Origin of the sequence: Klebsiella sp. KTE92 (genome assembly GCF_000398905.1) — a bacterium.
Lineage (GTDB): Bacteria > Pseudomonadota > Gammaproteobacteria > Enterobacterales > Enterobacteriaceae > Klebsiella > Klebsiella variicola.
Map to the genome: position 1 here is coordinate 4,708,379 of NZ_KB976100.1, position 19,472 is coordinate 4,727,850.

The 19,472-nt window shown below is 54.5% G+C and carries 17 protein-coding genes and 2 tRNA genes; 5 read left to right on the forward strand and 14 right to left on the reverse strand.

The window, feature by feature from the left end; genetic code table 11:
- Positions 1-13: 13 nt before the first annotated feature.
- The 4 genes from infB to A1WC_RS03510 all read right to left on the reverse strand — a co-directional run bounded on the left by infB (position 14) and on the right by A1WC_RS03510 (position 4,981).
- A complete protein-coding gene (gene infB / locus A1WC_RS03525) occupies positions 14-2,704 on the reverse strand; it encodes a translation initiation factor IF-2 (protein WP_016161874.1) in 2,691 nt (896 codons plus the stop codon).
- Positions 2,705-2,728: 24 nt separating this feature from the next.
- Positions 2,729-4,216: a transcription termination factor NusA gene (gene nusA / locus A1WC_RS03520; protein WP_008806630.1), complete on the reverse strand. Its 1,488-nt coding sequence runs from the start codon at positions 4,214-4,216 to the stop codon at positions 2,729-2,731.
- A 27-nt stretch (positions 4,217-4,243) separates the two neighbouring features.
- Positions 4,244-4,696 carry a ribosome maturation factor RimP gene (gene rimP / locus A1WC_RS03515; protein WP_002918364.1) on the reverse strand — a complete coding sequence of 151 codons (453 nt, stop codon included), beginning with the start codon at positions 4,694-4,696 and terminating at the stop codon, positions 4,244-4,246.
- A gap of 208 nt (positions 4,697-4,904) precedes the next feature.
- Positions 4,905-4,981, reverse strand: a tRNA-Met gene (locus A1WC_RS03510).
- A gap of 307 nt (positions 4,982-5,288) precedes the next feature.
- Between A1WC_RS03510 and argG the strand changes: the two genes are divergently transcribed.
- From argG to A1WC_RS03495, 3 genes are all read left to right on the forward strand, one after another.
- Positions 5,289-6,632 (forward strand): argininosuccinate synthase, encoded by a 1,344-nt coding sequence (gene argG, locus A1WC_RS03505; protein ID WP_008806631.1) that lies wholly within the window; start codon positions 5,289-5,291, stop codon positions 6,630-6,632.
- 171 nt (positions 6,633-6,803) lie between these two features.
- The gene (locus A1WC_RS03500) at positions 6,804-7,433 is read left to right on the forward strand and encodes a winged helix-turn-helix transcriptional regulator (protein ID WP_016161875.1); all 630 of its coding nucleotides are present in this window, start codon (positions 6,804-6,806) and stop codon (positions 7,431-7,433) included.
- A gap of 349 nt (positions 7,434-7,782) precedes the next feature.
- Positions 7,783-8,334 carry a YfaZ family outer membrane protein gene (locus A1WC_RS03495; protein ID WP_008806633.1) on the forward strand — a complete coding sequence of 184 codons (552 nt, stop codon included), beginning with the start codon at positions 7,783-7,785 and terminating at the stop codon, positions 8,332-8,334.
- Between the two features lie 41 nt (positions 8,335-8,375).
- On the opposite strand, the gene A1WC_RS28100 is transcribed toward A1WC_RS03495, so the two are convergent.
- The 7 genes from A1WC_RS28100 to rlmE all read right to left on the reverse strand — a co-directional run bounded on the left by A1WC_RS28100 (position 8,376) and on the right by rlmE (position 14,517).
- Positions 8,376-8,624 (reverse strand): hypothetical protein, encoded by a 249-nt coding sequence (locus A1WC_RS28100; RefSeq protein ID WP_162493299.1) that lies wholly within the window; start codon positions 8,622-8,624, stop codon positions 8,376-8,378.
- Between the two features lie 297 nt (positions 8,625-8,921).
- Positions 8,922-9,008, reverse strand: a tRNA-Leu gene (locus A1WC_RS03485).
- 9 nt (positions 9,009-9,017) lie between these two features.
- A complete protein-coding gene (gene secG / locus A1WC_RS03480; protein ID WP_002918369.1) occupies positions 9,018-9,347 on the reverse strand; it encodes a preprotein translocase subunit SecG in 330 nt (109 codons plus the stop codon).
- A gap of 229 nt (positions 9,348-9,576) precedes the next feature.
- Complete coding sequence (gene glmM, locus A1WC_RS03475; protein WP_002918370.1) at positions 9,577-10,914, reverse strand: phosphoglucosamine mutase; 1,338 nt, start codon at positions 10,912-10,914, stop codon at positions 9,577-9,579.
- Positions 10,907-11,755, reverse strand: coding sequence for a dihydropteroate synthase (gene folP / locus A1WC_RS03470; protein WP_012540474.1), 849 nt, complete (start codon positions 11,753-11,755; stop codon positions 10,907-10,909). The genes glmM and folP overlap by 8 nt, the downstream gene beginning before the upstream one ends.
- A 98-nt stretch (positions 11,756-11,853) precedes the next feature.
- Positions 11,854-13,788, reverse strand: coding sequence for an ATP-dependent zinc metalloprotease FtsH (gene ftsH / locus A1WC_RS03465; protein WP_008806637.1), 1,935 nt, complete (start codon positions 13,786-13,788; stop codon positions 11,854-11,856).
- A gap of 99 nt (positions 13,789-13,887) precedes the next feature.
- The gene (gene rlmE, locus A1WC_RS03460; protein WP_008806638.1) at positions 13,888-14,517 is read right to left on the reverse strand and encodes a 23S rRNA (uridine(2552)-2'-O)-methyltransferase RlmE; all 630 of its coding nucleotides are present in this window, start codon (positions 14,515-14,517) and stop codon (positions 13,888-13,890) included.
- Positions 14,518-14,640: 123 nt separating this feature from the next.
- Here rlmE and yhbY point away from each other — a divergent pair, with 123 nt between their 5' ends.
- Positions 14,641-14,934, forward strand: coding sequence for a ribosome assembly RNA-binding protein YhbY (gene yhbY, locus A1WC_RS03455; RefSeq protein ID WP_002918374.1), 294 nt, complete (start codon positions 14,641-14,643; stop codon positions 14,932-14,934).
- Between the two features lie 152 nt (positions 14,935-15,086).
- Here yhbY and greA read toward each other — a convergent pair whose 3' ends face one another.
- Positions 15,087-15,563, reverse strand: a complete 477-nt coding sequence (greA, locus tag A1WC_RS03450; protein WP_008806639.1) for a transcription elongation factor GreA — start codon at positions 15,561-15,563, stop codon at positions 15,087-15,089.
- Positions 15,564-15,798: 235 nt separating this feature from the next.
- Between greA and dacB the strand changes: the two genes are divergently transcribed.
- Positions 15,799-17,232, forward strand: a complete 1,434-nt coding sequence (dacB, locus tag A1WC_RS03445) for a serine-type D-Ala-D-Ala carboxypeptidase (protein WP_008806640.1) — start codon at positions 15,799-15,801, stop codon at positions 17,230-17,232.
- A gap of 51 nt (positions 17,233-17,283) precedes the next feature.
- On the opposite strand, the gene cgtA is transcribed toward dacB, so the two are convergent.
- Entirely contained in the window at positions 17,284-18,462 is a 1,179-nt protein-coding gene (cgtA, locus tag A1WC_RS03440) for an Obg family GTPase CgtA (RefSeq protein WP_008806641.1), read from the reverse strand.
- A 15-nt stretch (positions 18,463-18,477) separates the two neighbouring features.
- Positions 18,478-19,443 (reverse strand): DMT family transporter, encoded by a 966-nt coding sequence (locus tag A1WC_RS03435; protein ID WP_008806642.1) that lies wholly within the window; start codon positions 19,441-19,443, stop codon positions 18,478-18,480.
- Between the last annotated feature and the right edge of the window lie 29 nt (positions 19,444-19,472).

The window sequence follows — 19,472 nt, forward strand, 5'->3', positions numbered from 1 at the left end:
AGCCATCAAATGATTAATCGATGCTACGCTGGATTTCGATGATTTCGAACACTTCGATCATATCGCCAACGCGAACGTCGTTGTAGTTCTTCACACCGATACCACATTCCATGCCGTTACGGACTTCGTTAACGTCATCTTTGAAGCGGCGCAGGGATTCCAGCTCGCCTTCATAGATAACCACGTTGTCACGCAGGACGCGGATTGGGTTGTGACGTTTGATCGTCCCTTCGGTAACCATACAGCCCGCGATGGCGCCGAATTTCGGCGATTTGAACACATCACGCACTTCAGCCAGACCGATGATCTGCTGTTTCAGTTCCGGAGACAGCATGCCGCTCATCGCCGCTTTCACTTCGTCGATCAGGTTATAGATGACGGAGTAATAACGCAGATCCAGGCTTTCCGCTTCGATAACTTTACGCGCAGAGGCATCGGCACGAACGTTGAAGCCAACCAGAATCGCGTTGGATGCTGCTGCCAGGGTCGCGTCGGTTTCGGTGATACCACCTACGCCGGAACCGATGATCTTCACTTTCACTTCGTCGGTAGACAGTTTCAGTAAGGAATCGGAAATCGCTTCGACAGAACCCTGTACGTCCGCTTTCAGCACGATGTTCACTTCGTGAACTTCGCCTTCGGTCATGTTAGCGAACATGTTTTCCAGCTTAGATTTCTGCTGACGCGCGAGCTTAACTTCACGGAATTTGCCCTGACGATACAGTGCCACTTCACGCGCTTTTTTCTCGTCACGAACCACAGTCACTTCATCACCCGCAGCCGGCACACCGGACAGACCGAGGATTTCCACCGGAATGGACGGACCCGCTTCCAGCACTTCGCGACCCAGTTCGTCACGCATCGCACGCACGCGGCCATATTCAAAGCCACACAGGACAATATCGCCCTTATGCAGAGTACCTTCGCGAACCAGAACGGTAGCCACCGGGCCACGACCTTTATCGAGGAAGGACTCGATGACCGCGCCGCTCGCCATACCGTTACGTACAGCTTTCAGTTCAAGAACTTCAGCCTGCAGCAGAATCGCGTCCAGCAGGTCGTCGATGCCGGTACCGGCTTTCGCGGAAACGTGGACGAACTGGCTCTCGCCGCCCCACTCTTCCGGCAGGATGCCGTACTGGGACAGTTCATTCTTCACGCGATCCGGATCAGCTTCTGGCTTATCGATTTTGTTCACCGCAACCACCACCGGTACCTGCGCCGCTTTAGCGTGCTGGATAGCTTCGATGGTCTGCGGCATCACGCCGTCGTCTGCCGCCACCACCAGAACCACGATATCCGTCGCCTGCGCACCACGAGCACGCATGGAGGTAAACGCGGCGTGGCCCGGGGTGTCCAGGAAGGTGATCATGCCGTTGTCGGTTTCTACGTGGTAAGCACCGATGTGCTGGGTAATACCACCCGCTTCGCCGGAGGCAACCTTAGTAGAACGAATATAGTCCAGCAGCGAGGTTTTACCGTGGTCAACGTGACCCATGATGGTCACGACCGGTGCGCGCGGTTCAGCCGCAGCGCCGGTGTCACGGTCGCTCATTACCGCTTCTTCCAGTTCGTTTTCACGACGCAGGATAACTTTGTGGCCCATCTCTTCGGCAACCAGCTGCGCGGTTTCCTGGTCGATGACCTGGTTAATGGTCGCCATGGCGCCCAGTTTCATCATCGCTTTGATGACCTGAGAACCTTTCACCGCCATCTTGTTAGCCAGTTCACCAACGGTGATGGTTTCGCCGATGATAACGTCACGGTTAACGGCCTGCGCCGGCTTCTGGAAGCCCTGCTGCAGAGCGGAACCTTTACGGTGCTTACCGCCTTTACCACCGCGAACGGCCGCACGGGCTTCTTCACGATCAGCTTTAGATTCAGCGTGTTTGTTGCCTTTCTTCGCCGGACGCGCCGCTTTGCTGCTACGGCTACGGCCGCGACCGCCTTCAACTTCACGATCGTTATCATCTTCAGCCTGACGAGCATGCTGTGACGTAGTGACGTGATAGTCGCTGCTATCTTCCGGGCTGTCTGAGGTTTCAGACCAATTTTTTTCGTTTTCTTCTGCCATACGGCGTGCTTCTTCCGCTACACGGCGCGCTTCTTCTTCAAGTTTGCGGCGTGCTTCTTCTTCCGATTTGCGCTTCAGTTCCGCGGCTTCGTTCTCACGGCGGATCTTTTCAGCCTGGGCGGTTTTGGTCATTTCGTCGGTATGTTGATTGCTCACTTTGTCTTTTTCCGCAGCTTCACGTTTCGCTTTATCAGCGACTTCACGTTTAGCTTGTTCTGCGGCCTCACGTTCAGCTTTTAATTGCGCCTCGCGTTTCGCTGCTTCTTCAGCTTCACGACGGGCCTGCTCTTCCGCTTCACGCTGCGCCTGCTCTTCCGCGGCCAGACGTTCAGCCTCTTGCGGATCGCGTTTCACAAAGGTGCGTTTCTTGCGGACTTCGATTTGTACCGATTTACTCTTTCCACCGGTACCTGGAATATTCAACGTGCTGCGGGTTTTACGCTGCAACGTCAGCTTGTCGGGCGCCGAGCCGTGTTCACGGTTCAGGTGCGTCAACAAAGTTTGTTTCTCTTGCGCGGTCACAGAATCATCAGCCGATTTGCGGATGCCTGCGTCAGCAAATTGCTGTATCAGGCGATCCACAGAGATCTGAATCTCTGAGGCCAGCGCTTTAATAGTCACATCTGTCATGCTGTTCCTTCCTGCTACAGTTTATTACGCTTCGTCGCCGAACCAACAAATGTTGCGAGCGGCCATGATGAGCTCGCCAGCTTTCTCGTCGGTCATCCCTTCGATATCAGCCAGGTCATCAACGCCCTGCTCGGCGAGATCTTCCAGCGTACAAACACCACGGGCAGCCAGTTTGAATGCCAGGGCACGATCCAGACCTTCCAGATTCAACAAATCATCGGCAGGTTTGTTATCTCCCAGGCTTTCTTCCTGAGCCAGCGCCAGCGTAGTCAGTGCGTTTTTCGCACGCTCACGAAGTGCTTCAACGGTGGCTTCATCCAGACCGTCGATTTCCAGCAGTTCTTTCATCGGCACATAGGCCAGCTCTTCCAGCGAGGAGAAGCCTTCTTCAACCAGCACTGTCGCGAAATCTTCATCAATATCGAGATATTTGGTGAAGGTATCGATAGCGGCATGCGCTTCCGCCTGGTGCTTAGCCTGCAGGTCGTCAACGGTCATCACGTTGAGTTCCCAGCCGCTGAGCTGCGAAGCCAGACGAACGTTCTGACCGTTACGGCCAATCGCCTGCGCCAGGTTGCCCGCTTCTACCGCGATATCCATGGTGTGTTTATCTTCATCCACCACGATAGACGCGACGTCTGCCGGCGCCATGGCGTTGATCACGAACTGCGCCGGGTTATCATCCCACAGGACGATATCGATGCGTTCGCCGCCCAGCTCAGTAGAGACGGCCTGCACGCGCGCACCGCGCATACCGACGCAAGCGCCAACCGGGTCGATGCGCTTGTCGTTGGTTTTCACCGCGATTTTGGCACGAGAGCCCGGATCGCGAGCCGCCGCTTTAATCTCCAGCACTTCTTCACCGATTTCCGGCACTTCAATGCGGAACAATTCGATCAGCATCTCAGGTTTGGAACGGGTCACGAACAGCTGGGCGCCACGCGCTTCCGGACGGACAGCGTACAGTACGCCGCGGATGCGGTCGCCCGGACGGAAGTTTTCACGCGGCAGCATATCTTCACGCAGGATCACGGCTTCAGCGTTGTTGCCCAGATCCAGGGTGATGTTGTCGCGGTTCACTTTTTTCACCACGCCGGTGATGATCTCACCTTCGTGCTCGCGGAACTGATCGACCACCATCGCGCGCTCGGCTTCGCGGACTTTCTGCACGATAACCTGTTTAGCGGTCTGCGTGGTGATACGGTCGAAGGTAACAGATTCAATCTGATCTTCGACATAGTCGCCGACGTTCATGCTTTCATCTTCGTAACGCGCTGCTTCCAGCGTGATCTCGCGCGTCGGCTGAGTCACCTCTTCAACAACCAGCCAGCGACGGAAGGTGTCGAAATCGCCGCTCTTACGGTCGATTTCTACGCGAACGTCGATCTCTTGTTCGTATTTTTTCTTGGTGGCCGTTGCCAGCGCGCTTTCCAGCGCTTCGAAAATTTTCTCGCGCGGCAGCGCTTTTTCGTTGGAAACGGCTTCAACAACAGCCAAAATTTCTTTGTTCATCGGGGCCTTTCACCTCAATCCAGACTGTTAAAAGTGGGGAACCAGGTTCGCCTTCTGGATGTTACTCAGCGCGAACACTTCATCTTTGCCTTCGACGGTTACCGTGATCATTTCACCGTCTACCGCTTTGATAATGCCCTGCCATTTGCGACGGTTCTGAACCGCCATGCGCAGCACCAGCGCAACTTCTTCGCCAGTGAAACGTTGGTAGTGTTCGGCGGTGAACATCGGACGGTCGAGACCAGGCGAAGAGACTTCCAGGTTGTAAGCGACAGTGATCGGGTCTTCAACATCCATGACGGCGCTTACCTGGTGGCTCACATCAGCACAATCATCAACGTTGATGCCATCTTCACTATCAATATAGATGCGCAGTGTGGATGTGCGACCGCGAATAAATTCGATGCCGACCAGCTCAAAGCCAAGCGCTTCAACCGGCGCTGTGAGCATCTCTGTCAATTTTTGCTCTAATGTGGACAAACCCACCCCCAAGACATAAAAAAAGGGCGTATAGCCCAGTTATTCTGAAGTCAGATAACAAAAAACCCCGATAAATCGGGGCTTTAGATAACTGAACCCTGAGATCGCCATGGCGATCTGGAACACCTTCCGCAAGAATTCTTTCAAATTCGGCTACGAAGGACACTTAGTCCTCACAGTATATTTGAAAAAGTACTTAATGGGAAAGTGGTTGCGGGGGCCGGATTTGAACCGACGACCTTCGGGTTATGAGCCCGACGAGCTACCAGGCTGCTCCACCCCGCGCCTGAAACGTGGCATATTTTACTCTTATTGAGCAAAAGACGCAAATACTGCTGGGATTTGGTACCGAAGACGGGACATAAAATCGGGGTGAATTCTATCGGCAATTAGTATATTTTGTCAACATGCTTTTTATCGCCCCCGATTGCCGTTTGTGCTGGTATTTCAGGCTTTTTTAGCAAAAAGATGATGAAGCCCTTCCTGTCGCCAGTAAAAGATGGTTAAATGAATACTCACAATTAATGCATAAAAATGCAGTTAAGGTTGTTGAGTCGAACTCACCACAGTCTATCGAGCAGGGTTTTATTTTATGACGACGATTCTCAAGCATCTCCCGGTTGGTCAACGTATTGGTATCGCTTTCTCTGGTGGACTGGATACCAGCGCCGCGCTGTTATGGATGCGCAAAAAAGGCGCCGTGCCTTATGCATATACCGCTAACCTGGGTCAACCGGACGAAGACGACTACGATGCTATTCCGCGCCGCGCGAAAGAGTATGGCGCTGAAGGTGCCCGTCTGATCGACTGCCGCAAACAGCTGGTCGCAGAAGGGATCGCGGCGATTCAGTGTGGCGCTTTCCATAACACCACCGGTGGGTTGACCTACTTCAACACCACGCCGCTGGGCCGCGCGGTCACCGGCACCATGCTGGTGGCGGCAATGAAAGAAGATGGCGTCAACATCTGGGGCGATGGCAGCACCTATAAAGGCAACGATATCGAACGTTTCTATCGTTACGGCCTGCTGACCAATGCTGAACTGCAGATTTACAAGCCGTGGCTGGACAGTGATTTCATCGATGAGCTCGGCGGCCGTCACGAAATGTCCGAATTTATGATCGCCTGCGGCTTTGACTACAAGATGTCGGTTGAAAAAGCCTATTCCACCGACTCCAACATGCTCGGCGCGACGCACGAAGCGAAAGACCTCGAATTCCTCAATTCCAGCGTGAAAATCGTCAACCCGATTATGGGCGTGAAGTTCTGGGACGAAAACGTGAAGATCCCAGCGGAAGAGGTAACCGTACGCTTTGAGCAAGGCCATCCGGTGGCGCTGAATGGTAAAACCTTCGCCGATGACGTCGAGATGATGCTGGAAGCCAACCGCATCGGCGGCCGCCACGGTCTGGGGATGAGCGATCAGATTGAAAACCGCATTATCGAAGCGAAAAGCCGCGGTATTTATGAAGCCCCCGGGATGGCGCTGCTGCATATCGCCTACGAGCGTCTGCTGACCGGTATCCATAACGAAGACACAATCGAGCAATACCACGCCCACGGTCGTCAGCTGGGCCGCCTGCTGTATCAGGGACGCTGGTTCGATTCCCAGGCGCTGATGCTGCGTGATTCTCTGCAGCGCTGGGTCGCGAGCCAGATCACCGGCGAAGTTACCCTTGAGCTGCGTCGCGGTAACGACTACTCGATCCTCAATACCGTTTCAGACAACCTGACCTATAAAGCAGAGCGTCTGACCATGGAAAAAGGCGATTCCATGTTTACCGCCGAAGACCGTATCGGTCAGCTGACCATGCGTAATCTGGATATTACCGATACCCGCGAGAAGCTGTTCGGCTATGCCCAGTCAGGCCTGCTGAGCGCCTCCTCGGCAACCGGTTTACCGCAGGTTGAGAATCTGGAAAACAAAGGCAAATAATCGCCTGACGATGTTTGCTCCCCGCCGGCGGCCCTCCGCCGGCTTTTTATTTTTTGTTCCCTGTCAGCGCCAGAAAAATTGAAAAGAGGCATTTTTTCCTTATCGCCCGGTCAGCAAAATTGTTGACTATAATAGCCTCAATTGATTAATTCATATCTGGTGATAAACATCATGAATATTAAACCGCCGATCAGGCCGCAAAAGGCCATTGACCGACTGATCGATGTGCTTGAGCCAAACGCGACGCCCGTTAACGCGATCGCCAGAAAAAGACTCACCTGGGAATATAAAGGCAAAACCCAGCTCTTTATTTTTAAAAAAGGCGAGCTATCGATTATTCGGAATTCCGACAAGCTATTGATGGTGACCGTCTATGAGCCCCACCTTTTCGGCGTGGCGGAAATGCTACAGCCCAGCCGCAGCCATAGCCTGCGAGCGGAAGTCTCTTCCGAACTGCTACGCATCGACTATGACCTGGCTTCCGCGCTCTTTCGTCAGCATAACCTGTGGGAGGAGGTGACCAGCCTGCTGGCCTATCATACTTCTTACCTGGTATATCGTGACGATCTGGTCCTGCAACAGCGAACCTATTCAGTGATCCGTAACCATCTGCTGGAAATGATGCTATTAACCGCAGAGACCCGACTGCGCGTGTCTATTCTTGAATATATTCAGGACAGGACCCACCTGTCGCGCAGCAGTATTCTCAATGTCTTGTCAGCATTAAAGAAAGGCGGTTATATTGCTTTCGCCCGCGGCGGTTATTTGCAAAGCATCACCTCACTTCCTGAAAAATTTTGACCGCGTCAGTCACCTTTATTTGTTGTTACTCGCCTCAATGTTGAAAATGTTTAAATTTAAATTAATAAACGCTAACGGTAAAAAAAGAAAAATTTTATGCTGAGCACCTGAATTTACCGGCGGACAACATGTCCCTGGGCTCGACCAGCAGGCAACCACTCACGGCGTTAACCGCCGGGCCTGCACCGGCTCAGGATATGCCCCGGAAATCGGCCAGGCGTGAGCAGCGGTAGCGGGAGTTGACCCCCTCGCCTGCCGTCTGCAGCGACCATAACGATGAGATCCAAGAACCCGTTAATTTTGCCCGAACGCCCGTATCGGGCTTTTTTTTATCTGAAGGAATTCAACAATGAAGTCGATTGCTCCAAAATTGTTTGCCGTGATGATCGCCCTGGGGGCCAGCAGCGCCGTCTGCGCATCCGTTAACCTGCATGGTGAAGCCGGTGCCGAGTTCACCAATCTGTCCGCCAGCTTTGGCGCCGGGGAACCGGGTATGACGTTCAATACCCAGTGGGCTCACAGCGACAATGACGGGGACAGCGTAGGGCTGGGAATGGGCTACAACTTTAACCTTGGACCTTTTCTGATGACGCTGGGCGGTAAAGGCGTCTATCTGAATCCCAAAGATGGTGATGAAGGCTATGCCATCGCCGCTGGCGGCGGCGCAGAGCTGCCCCTCGGCCAGTACTTCACGCTCTTCGGTGAGGGGTATTACTCGCCGGACTCAATGTCCAGCGGCGTCGATGATTATGTGGAGGCCAATGCCGGATTACGTATTAACGTACTCCCGTCTCTGAATATCGAAGCAGGCTATCGTTATATCGATATGGCGGGGAAAGATGGCAATCGTGACAACACCCTTGCCGACGGGGCCTATGCCGGGGTTAACTTCCGCTTTTAATCCTTACACAGGGATTGCTGTCCGGCAGTCCCTGTCTTCTCTCAGCTGGCCAACGGCACGCTTTTCAGCACGCGGTTGATCTCCTGCAGACCGGCAACATTATTCTCTTTACGGTAAACATCATTCATGGACGCCATCTGCTCCAGACGGGTCAGGGCGCCATACACCTGGTACGCCTCACTATGTCTGTCAAACACATCGCGGCGCTCCACATCCTGCAAATAATGATTTTTCAACGAATGGTTAAGGCGACCAATCAGCGCCGTATTGTCCTGGAAATAGCGCGTCACCGCCTGGGCATTATTCGCTTTAGCCCCAGGCTCACTGTGCGATACCGGTACCGTTAGCGCATTAATCGTCTCCACCGTTTGGGAGGGTGATGTTGAACTGCACCCTGCTAAACCGAGCACACCGGCGACGATAAGCAACCCGATCTTGGTCATTATGTCACTTCACCTCTGTTAATTTGACGAGGCGACTTTAACGACAGTAAAAGAAGGGAACCAGCAAAGAGATGTTTATAATTAAATGGTCGGAGGGGACAAAAACAAAAAAAGACGCTTTTCAGCGTCTTTTTTCTGGAATATTGGTACCGAGGATGGGACTCGAACCCACAAGCCCGTTAGGGCACTACCACCTCAAGGTAGCGTGTCTACCAATTCCACCACCTCGGTACAGAATACTTAGTGCGGGATGTCGCTGGTCGGCTGAGCCGGCGCAGTTGGCTGAGTTTGCTCCGTTTTCGGTGCACTCAGGTTATCCCACTCACTTCCTTTACTGGTCTTGTTGCTGTTGATATTACCCAGCGCCAGACTGATGATGAAGAACAGCGCAGCCAGGATGCCGGTCATACGGGTCATGAAGTTGCCAGAACCGCTGGACCCAAACAGTGTGCCGGAAGCGCCTGCACCGAAGGAGGCTCCCATATCAGCGCCTTTACCTTGCTGCAGCATAACCAGACCAACAAGGCCAATCGCTACAATAAGGAAAACAACCAAAAGAGCTTCGTACATAATCAACCTGTTCCTTGCGGATTTGCCGCATACCAAGTGCTTCGACCAATAAAGCGGGACGTTTTAACGTTTCCCACTGAAGCGGGTGTGAATACTAACCAAAGCGAATGACCTTCGCAAGGGCAATTTCGACACATTGTATCAACTGCAGAAAAAAACAGCAAAAAGTCGGTTTTCTATCATAAAAAAGGCGGCAAGCGCCGCCTTTTTAACCACTTAGCCGGCAAGCTTAGACGCTTTTTACCGCTTCGGCGATGCGATGCGCAAACTCGTGCACCTGATCTTCATGCTCGCCTTCTACCATGACGCGGATCAGCGGCTCCGTTCCGGATTTACGCAGCAGGACACGGCCGCGTTTCCCTAACGCTGCTTCCACTTCTGCGGTCACCGCTTTGACATGCTCGTTCTCCAGTGGGTTACCGCTGCCTTCGGTAAAACGCACATTCACCAGTAACTGAGGGAACATCTTCATGCCACTGCAAAGGTCATGCAGACTCATATGGTTACGTACCATCGCCGCGACCACCTGCAGACTGGCGACGATGCCATCGCCGGTGGTGGTTTTATCCAGCAGGATCACGTGGCCTGAGTTTTCCGCACCAATGCGCCAGCCTTTTTCCTGCAGCATCTCCAGTACATAACGGTCACCGACCTTCGCGCGGGCAAACGGGATGCCTAACTGCTTGAGCGCCAGCTCCAGTCCCATATTACTCATCAGGGTACCCACGGCGCCGCCGCGCAGCTGCCCCTGACGCAGCCCTTCCCGGGCGATGATGTAGAGGATCTGGTCGCCATCGACTTTATTGCCTTCATGGTCAACCATGATCACCCGATCGCCATCGCCGTCGTAGGCAATACCCAGATCGGCTTTCTCCGCCAGCACGCGCGCCTGCAGCGCACGCACGTCGGTGGCGCCGACCTCTTCGTTGATGTTGAGGCCGTCAGGCTCGCAGCCCATCGCGATAACCTGAGCGCCCAGCTCGCGGAAGACATTGGGGGCAATGTGATAGGTCGCACCGTGCGCGCAGTCCACCACCACTTTCAGCGTGCCGAGGCTCAGTTCGTTGGGAAAGGTGCCTTTACAAAATTCAATGTAGCGCCCGGCGGCATCAACGATACGGCTGGCTTTGCCCAGCTCTGCCGAATCCACGCAGGTGAGTTCTTTCTCCATTTCGGCTTCAATCGCCTCTTCTACATCATCCGGCAGCTTGGTGCCCTCAATGGAGAAGAATTTAATACCGTTGTCGTAGAAAGGGTTATGCGAAGCTGAAATAACGATCCCCGCCTCGGCGCGGAATGCGCGCGTCAGGTAGGCGATGGCCGGTGTCGGCATTGGCCCGGTGAACGACGCAGAGAGCCCCGCGGCCGCCAGCCCAGCTTCCAGCGCGGACTCCAGCATATAGCCCGAAATACGGGTATCCTTGCCGATGATAATTTTACGCGAGCCGTGGCGCGCTAACACTTTCCCCGCCGCCCAGCCCAGCTTAAGCACAAATTCCGGAGTGATCGGCGCATCGCCGACGCGGCCACGAATACCATCGGTGCCAAAATACTTGCGGTTACTCATAACGTTTTTTTCCCTTAGCGGCGAGGGTGGCTTCCACCACGCGCAGCGCTTCTACCGTTTCTTTGACATCATGGACGCGGATTATCTGCGCGCCCTGCATTGCTGCAATGACGGCACACGCCAGGCTGCCGTTCAGCCGTTCTGACGGCCCGACGTTCAGCAACTGACCTACCATCGACTTCCGCGACATACCAACCAACAAAGGCAGCCCAAAGTGGTGAAATTCACCCAGTCTGGCCAGCAGCTGATAATTGTGGGAGAGATTTTTACCGAAACCGAATCCCGGGTCGAGCAGCAATTTTTCTTTTGCGATCCCCGCCTGCTCGCAGCGCACAATATGTTCTGCAAAAAAGCGCTCGACATCGGCGAAGACATCCTCATATTTCGGCGCCTCCTGCATGGTTTTCGGCTGACCCTGCATATGCATCAGACACACCGGCAGCCCGGTTTCCGCAGCGGCCTGCAGCGCGCCAGGTTCGGTCAGCGAACGAATATCGTTAATGATATGCGCCCCGGCCCGGGCCGATTCGCGGATAACCTCCGGTTTGGACGTATCCACCGAGATCCACACTTCAAAGCGCTGAGCGATCGCTTCGACAACCGGGATCACCCGCGCGAGTTCCTCTTCTACGCTCACCTCAGCCGCCCCTGGCCGCGTGGATTCACCGCCGATATCAATGATGGTCGCCCCTGCGTTAATCATCAGATTGGCATGCTTCACCGCCTCAACCAGCGAGTTGTGAGCGCCGCCATCGGAGAAAGAGTCGGGCGTCACATTAAGAATGCCCATCACATGCGGATGAGAGAGATCGAGGGTTGAGCCCTGGGCTACAAGTTTCATCACAAAATCCCTGAGACTGAAGAGGTTAAAAAAAGAAAAACCCCGGAGCGGGCGCCCCGGGGTTTTTAAGGTTAAAACAAGACATCAACAGCGGTAGCTTACTTGTCGCCCAGCTGCTCTGACATGGTGTTGCCCGGGTTCGGCGTACGCGGTTCATCAACCGGACGCGGCGCACGAGGCGTGCCATTGTTGTCAGAGTTATTCGAAGAACCCGGTTCTTCCCAACCCGCCGGCGGACGAACATCGCGACGAGCCATCAGGTCGTCAATCTGCGGCGCATCGATAGTCTCATATTTCATGAGCGCATCTTTCATCGCGTGCAGGATATCCATGTTGTCGTTCAGCAGCTGGCGAGCACGACCGTAGTTACGCTCGATCAGCGATTTCACTTCCTGGTCGATGATACGCGCGGTTTCATCGGACATATGCTTCGCTTTCGCTACGCTACGGCCGAGGAAGACTTCGCCTTCTTCTTCCGCATACAGCAGCGGACCGAGTTTGTCGGAGAAGCCCCACTGGGTCACCATGTTACGCGCCAGGTTCGTCGCCACTTTAATGTCGTTGGACGCGCCGGTAGAAACATGTTCCGGACCGTAGATAATCTCTTCCGCCAGACGACCGCCGTACAGGGTGGAGATCTGACTTTCCAGTTTCTGACGGCTGGCGCTGATCGCATCGCCTTCCGGCAGGAAGAAGGTCACACCCAGCGCACGACCGCGCGGGATAATCGTCACTTTATGGACCGGATCGTGTTCCGGAACCAGACGGCCGATAATGGCGTGGCCTGCTTCGTGGTAAGCGGTCGATTCTTTCTGCGCTTCCGTCATCACCATGGAGCGACGTTCCGCACCCATCATGATTTTGTCTTTCGCTTTTTCGAACTCAACCATCGAAACAACACGTTTGTTGCCGCGAGCAGCAAACAGCGCCGCTTCGTTGACCAGGTTCGCCAGGTCCGCACCAGAGAAGCCAGGGGTACCGCGCGCAATGATCGCCGCGTCGATATCCGGCGCCAGCGGTACGCGACGCATATGCACTTTCAGGATCTGTTCACGACCGCGAACATCCGGCAGACCAACGACAACCTGACGGTCGAAGCGGCCTGGACGCAGCAGCGCGGGGTCCAGAACGTCCGGACGGTTAGTCGCCGCGATAACGATAATACCTTCGTTACCTTCGAAGCCGTCCATTTCAACCAGCATCTGGTTCAGGGTCTGCTCACGTTCATCGTGACCACCGCCAAGGCCCGCGCCACGCTGGCGGCCGACGGCGTCGATTTCATCGATGAAGATGATGCAAGGCGCTGCTTTCTTAGCCTGCTCGAACATGTCACGCACACGAGATGCACCGACACCGACGAACATTTCGACGAAATCAGAACCGGAAATTGTGAAGAACGGCACTTTTGCTTCGCCAGCGATCGCTTTCGCCAGCAGCGTTTTACCAGTACCCGGAGGGCCGACCATCAGGACGCCTTTCGGGATCTTACCGCCCAGTTTCTGGAAGCGGCTCGGCTCACGCAGGTATTCCACCAGCTCACCGACTTCCTCTTTCGCTTCGTCACACCCGGCAACGTCGGCAAAAGTGGTTTTGATCTGGTCTTCCGTCAGCATACGGGCTTTGCTTTTGCCGAAGGACATCGCGCCCTTCCCGCCGCCGCCCTGCATTTGCCGCATAAAGAAGATCCAGACGCCGATCAACAGCAGCATTGGGAACCAGGAGATGAAGATGGAAGCCAGCAGGCTTGGCTCTTCTGGTGGTTCGCCAATAACTTTGACGTTTTTAGTCAACAGGTTATCGAGCAGCTTCGGATCGTTAACCGGAATGTAAGTCGTGTAACGGTTACTATCTTTCTTGGTAACGTTGATCTCACGTCCGTTGATACGCGCTTCGCGAACCTGGTCCTGATTGACCTCTTGCAGGAAGGTAGAATAATCCACCTTGCGGCCATTCGACTCGCTGGGCCCAAAGCTCTGGAATACTGACATCAGCACAACGGCAATGACCAGCCAGAGTATTAGGTTTTTCGCCATGTCACTCAAGGGATTAACCTCTTATTACAACTGTGTTAAAAACAGCGTCAGGATACTCTATATCCAGTTTCTTTCAAACTTTCGTTTGAAATCTGCCGGTTATGGTTTACGCCCGGTCGCTACAATATACACTTCACGCGAACGAGCGCGGGAAGAGTCCGGTTTACGAACTTTGACCTTCGTAAACAGGGAGCGAATTTCTCGAAGATACTCATCGAAGCCTTCGCCCTGGAACACCTTCACTACAAAACTACCACCTGGCGCTAATACATCACGAGACATTTCAAGCGCCAGTTCTACCAGATACATAGCCCGGGGAATATCCACCGCCGGTGTTCCGCACATATTCGGCGCCATATCGGACATGACAACTTGGACTTTACTGTCGCCCACTCGCTCAAGTAACGCTTTCAGGACTAATTCATCACGAAAATCGCCCTGAAGGAAGTCCACACCAACGATTGGATCCATTGGTAAAAGATCGCAAGCGATGATGCGGCCGCTGTTGCCGATCTGCGTGACCGCATACTGCGACCAGCCACCGGGAGCAGCACCGAGATCGACTATCGTCATCCCCGGCTTAAAAATTTTGTCACTTTGCTGTATTTCATCAAGTTTAAACCAGGCACGGGAACGTAACCCCTTTTTCTGTGCCTGTTGAACATATTTATCGCTAAAGTGTTCCTGAAGCCAGCGGCTTGAGCTGGCAGAACGCTTTTTACCTGTCATTTAACATTCCCGTTCGGGTTCATCGTACTTTACTGCGTAAAAATCGACGCGGTAGTTTGGCGATATATGGGAGATGGCGGTAGAATGACCCGTTTTCAATCCCAACGTAAGCAAAAAAACACGATGAATCTGAGTACTAAACAAAAACAGCACCTGAAAGGTCTGGCACATCCGCTCAAGCCGGTAGTTATGCTTGGCAATAATGGTTTGACCGAAGGGGTACTGGCCGAGATCGAACAAGCGTTAGGGCACCATGAGCTCATCAAGGTGAAGATCGCCTCAGAAGATCGCGAAACTAAAGCCTTGATCGTGGAAGCCATCGTACGTGAAACCGGCGCCTGTAACGTACAGGTCATCGGTAAAACGCTGGTTCTGTACCGCCCAACGCCAGAGCGTAAGATCTCGCTGCCACGCTAAGAATATCCTGAATCTCGACACAACTTTGTGTAAAACGAGGGATTTCTGCGGCCAGGCGAGCAAAATGCCATGCTCCTGACGTTGATAAAAGGCCGCTATGCGGCCTTTTTCCTTTCTTTACAATCTATAAACATCGTAGCGGGAAATACGCCTTACAGGTATTCAACCTTAGTAATTTCGTATTCCACTTCACCACCCGGGGTACGGATAGTCACGACGTCATCCTGCTCTTTGCCGATCAGACCACGGGCGATCGGCGAGTTCACGGAGATCAGATTCTGCTTAAAATCAGCTTCATCATCACCCACGATGCGGTAGGTCTGTTCCTCATCGGTATCGAGGTTGAGCACGCTGACGGTTGAGCCAAAAATTACCCGGCCATTGTTCGGCATTTTGGTGATATCGATCACCTGGGCATTGGACAGCTTCGCTTCAATATCTTTGATACGCCCTTCGCAGAAGCCCTGCTGCTCACGCGCAGCATGATACTCAGCATTCTCTTTCAGATCGCCGTGTTCACGAGCGTCAGCAATAGCGGCAATGATTTCAGGACGACGCACAGACTTCAGATAATCCAGTTCTTCGCGCAGTTTCTCAGCGCCACGTAAGGTCATCGGAATCGCTTGCATTAGTTATACCTCTTTATCATTCCTTCAGGGAACGGAGAGCTCCGCCCCGCCACCTGCCCTGCCCACAGGCAGGACACGAGCAAAAAGAAACCGACCCGGGAAACACTCCCCAGGTCAGCAGCAATTTTTCATTTGATAGGTATTTTACCCCGAAGTTCATTATGGGTCATCGTTTACTTTACTGGGCGTTGCACCGTAGTATGACGGCCTGGCTTCAGGTTGTTAGCGCGAGATTATGCGATTTCCCAGATTTATCATCGGATTGACTGCCGGTATAGCGCTTAGCGCTCAGGCGGCGAATATTGACGAGTACATCAACCAGCTTCCCGCCGGTGCGAACCTTGCCTTTATGGCGCAAAAGGTCGGCGCATCGACGCCGGAAATCGACTATCACAGCCAGCAAATGGCGCTCCCGGCCAGTACGCAAAAGGTTATCACCGCGCTGGCGGCTCTGCTGCAGCTGGGGCCCGATTTCCGCTTTACCACCACGCTGGAAACCAAAGGCTCACTTGACGGCGGCGTGCTGAAAGGCGATCTGATTGCGCGCTTCGGCGGCGATCCGACGCTCAAACGGCAGGATATTCGCAATATGGTGGCGACGCTGAAAAAAGCTGGCGTGCAGCGTATCGAAGGCAATGTGCTCATCGATACCTCGGTCTTCGCCAGCCATGACAAAGCGCCGGGCTGGCCGTGGAACGACCTGACGCAGTGCTTCAGCGCCCCGCCGGCGGCCGCAATTGTCGACCGTAACTGCTTCTCTGTCTCGCTGTATAGCGCGCAGAAACCGGGCGATCTCGCCTTCATTCGCGTTGCGTCCTATTATCCGGTCACCATGTTCAGCCAGGTGCGAACGCTGGCGCGCGGCTCAGCAGAAGCACAGTACTGCGAGCTCGACGTAGTGCCAGGCGATCTCAATCGCTATACCCTCACTGGCTGCCTGCCGCAGCGTAGCGAGCCGCTGCCGCTGGCCTTCGCCATTCAGGATGGCGCCAGCTACGCCGGGGCGATCCTCAAAGCGGAGCTGACCCAGGCGGGGATCACCTATAGCGGCACGCTGCTGCGCCAGACGCTGGCCAATGACCCCGGAACGGTATTAGCCACCACCCAGTCGGCTCCACTGCACGATCTGCTGCGGATCATGCTGAAGAAGTCAGATAACATGATTGCCGACACCGTCTTTCGTACCATCGGCCACGCCCGCTTCGGCGTACCAGGCACCTGGCGGGCAGGATCCGATGCCGTACGCCAGATCCTGCGTCAACAGGCTGGGGTCGATCTCGGCAATACGATCATCGCCGACGGCTCTGGCTTGTCGCGCCACAACCTGATCGCCCCGGCGACCATGATGCAGGTGCTGCAGTATATCGCCCAGCACGATACCGAGCTCAACTTCATCTCCATGCTGCCGCTGGCGGGCCACGACGGGTCGCTGCAATACCGCGCCGGTCTCCACCAGGCGGGCGTGGATGGCAAAGTCTCGGCGAAAACAGGTTCGTTGCAGGGGGTTTATAACCTTGCAGGCTTTATCACTACCGCCAGCGGACAAAAGGTGGCCTTCGTGCAATATCTCTCCGGTTACGCCGTGGAACCCGCCGACCAGCGTAATCGCCGCATCCCGCTGGTCCGCTTTGAAAGCCGCTTGTATAAAGATTTGTACCAGAACAACTAAAACAAAAGGGCCGCATCAGATGCGGCCCTTTTTGATCCAGCGAAGTCAGGATTAGCGTTTGTAGATGAATTCGACGCCTTCTTCGTCGTCTTCGTCCCAGTCGTCATCCCAGTCTTCGTCATCTTCCACTTCGACTTCGGCTTCTTCAAGCTGCTGACGGTGATAGTCGTCCCACATGAACTCGACTTTCTCCGGCTTCTGCTCTTCTTCCACATGCACGATCGGGTTTTCGATGATAAAGGTCATCACGTCCCAGCACAGCTCTTTCACGCCCTGCTGGCTGGCCGCTGAGATCAGGTAGAATTTATCTTCCCAACCCAGCGCTTCGGCAATCGCCTTCGCTTTGGCTTCGGCTTCCGCTTTGTCCATCAGGTCAATCTTGTTAAAGACTAACCAGCGTGGCTTGGAGGCCAGCTTCTCGCTGTATTTCTCCAGCTCGCCAATGATAATGCGGGCATTCTCAACCGGATCGGAACCATCGATAGGCTCGATGTCGATGAGATGCAGCAGCACACGGCAGCGCTCAAGGTGCTTGAGGAAGCGGATACCAAGGCCTGCACCTTCCGCTGCGCCTTCAATCAGCCCCGGGATATCGGCGACCACGAAGCTCTTCTCGTTGTCCATACGCACCACGCCCAGGCTCGGCACCAGGGTGGTAAACGGATAGTCAGCCACTTTCGGCTTAGCGGCGGAGACCGCACGGATGAAGGTGGATTTGCCGGCGTTCGGCATCCCCAGCATCCCGACATCGGCCAGCAGCATCAGCTCCAGCTGCAGGTCGCGTTTATCACCCGGGGTACCCATGGTCTTCTGACGCGGGGTGCGGTTAACGGATGATTTGAAACGGGTGTTGCCCAGACCGTGCCAGCCACCTTTCGCCACCATCAGACGCTGACCGTGTTTGGTCATGTCGCCCATGGTCTCGCCGGTTCCCTGGTCGATAACCCGGGTCCCGACCGGCACTTTCACCGTCACGTCTTTACCACGCTTACCGGTACAGTCGCGGCTCTGGCCATTCTGCCCGCGTTCGGCGCGGAACGATTTTTCAAAACGGTAGTCGATCAGGGTGTTCAGGTTCTCGTCCGCTTCCAGCCAGACATCGCCGCCGTCACCGCCATCGCCGCCGTCCGGACCGCCTTTCGGAATATACTTTTCGCGGCGGAAGCTTACGCAACCATTGCCGCCGTCACCTGCTACGACCAGGATCGTTGCTTCATCTACAAACTTCATTTTACTCTCCGTAAATCATTCGCCTGAGCGGGGCAGCGGTACTACCGCCTCTCGCTTACGCCAACGCCCCCAAAGACGATGGCCGATGGCGGAATACATCGCGCCCGCAACCACGACAAACGCACCGAGATAACCAATCAGGTTTAACATCGGTCTGGCGAAAACATCGGGCCAGGCCATTGATAATAAATCAGAAAACAGTAGCGTAAACAGTGGCGTCAAGGTGATTAACGCGCTGACCTGCGCCGCCTGCCAGCGCGCCATGGCTTCCGCCAGCGCCCCGTAGCCGACCAGGGTATTTAGCCCGCAAAAAATCAGGCATGCCAGTTGCCAGTCGCTTAGCTGGGATATCACCCCGGGCTTAGCGAGCGGCAGTAATGCAATCGTACATAAAGTGTACAGCAAAAATAGTATCTGCTGTGATGCCAGACGGCGCAATAACACCTTTTGCGCGACGCCATAGCTTACCCACACCGTTGCAGCAGCAACGCCGAAAATTACCCCCCATGTGTAATCCGTCAGGCGGGTAAAGATTTCAATCAGGCTGGTGTTGAAAAACATCACCAGCCCGCTGAGCAACATCAACGCGCCCACCACCTGGGTACCGCGCATGCGCTCTTTCAGAATCACGACGCTTGCCACCATCATGCCCACCGGCGATAGCTGGCCGATGACCTGAGAAGCAGTGGGGCTGAGATATTGCAGGGAAGAACTGAACAGAATGAAGTTACCGAACAGGCCACCGGTGGCAATGGCTAACAAAACCAGCCAGCGCGGCTTGCGAAAAATTCGCAGCGGCGGCAGTTTGCCTTTGATCGCGAGGATCGCGCCAAGCCCAATGCTGGCCATCAGGAAGCGATAAAACACCACCGTAGGCGGCTCCATCACCTCAAGAACCTGTTTCATCGCAATCGGCAACGCTCCCCAACACATCGCGGTGGTAAGCGCCAGAATAATGCCAATCCCAGCCTGCTGCTTCATGCCTGTTTCCCTGCAAAATTTTCCAGTAG

What these genes read in the sequence shown, in the direction of transcription:
- greA (WP_008806639.1), bottom strand. Translation starts at nt 15,563, where the DNA reads ATGCAAGCGATTCCGATGACCTTACGTGGCGCTGAGAAACTGCGCGAA.
- yhbY (WP_002918374.1), top strand. Translation starts at nt 14,641, where the DNA reads ATGAATCTGAGTACTAAACAAAAACAGCACCTGAAAGGTCTGGCACAT.
- secG (WP_002918369.1), bottom strand. Translation starts at nt 9,347, where the DNA reads ATGTACGAAGCTCTTTTGGTTGTTTTCCTTATTGTAGCGATTGGCCTT.
- argG (WP_008806631.1), top strand. Translation starts at nt 5,289, where the DNA reads ATGACGACGATTCTCAAGCATCTCCCGGTTGGTCAACGTATTGGTATC.
- ftsH (WP_008806637.1), bottom strand. Translation starts at nt 13,788, where the DNA reads ATGGCGAAAAACCTAATACTCTGGCTGGTCATTGCCGTTGTGCTGATG.
- dacB (WP_008806640.1), top strand. Translation starts at nt 15,799, where the DNA reads ATGCGATTTCCCAGATTTATCATCGGATTGACTGCCGGTATAGCGCTT.
- infB (WP_016161874.1), bottom strand. Translation starts at nt 2,704, where the DNA reads ATGACAGATGTGACTATTAAAGCGCTGGCCTCAGAGATTCAGATCTCT.
- nusA (WP_008806630.1), bottom strand. Translation starts at nt 4,216, where the DNA reads ATGAACAAAGAAATTTTGGCTGTTGTTGAAGCCGTTTCCAACGAAAAA.
- folP (WP_012540474.1), bottom strand. Translation starts at nt 11,755, where the DNA reads ATGAAACTTGTAGCCCAGGGCTCAACCCTCGATCTCTCTCATCCGCAT.
- rlmE (WP_008806638.1), bottom strand. Translation starts at nt 14,517, where the DNA reads ATGACAGGTAAAAAGCGTTCTGCCAGCTCAAGCCGCTGGCTTCAGGAA.
- cgtA (WP_008806641.1), bottom strand. Translation starts at nt 18,462, where the DNA reads ATGAAGTTTGTAGATGAAGCAACGATCCTGGTCGTAGCAGGTGACGGC.
- A1WC_RS03500 (WP_016161875.1), top strand. Translation starts at nt 6,804, where the DNA reads ATGAATATTAAACCGCCGATCAGGCCGCAAAAGGCCATTGACCGACTG.
- A1WC_RS03495 (WP_008806633.1), top strand. Translation starts at nt 7,783, where the DNA reads ATGAAGTCGATTGCTCCAAAATTGTTTGCCGTGATGATCGCCCTGGGG.
- glmM (WP_002918370.1), bottom strand. Translation starts at nt 10,914, where the DNA reads ATGAGTAACCGCAAGTATTTTGGCACCGATGGTATTCGTGGCCGCGTC.
- A1WC_RS03435 (WP_008806642.1), bottom strand. Translation starts at nt 19,443, where the DNA reads ATGAAGCAGCAGGCTGGGATTGGCATTATTCTGGCGCTTACCACCGCG.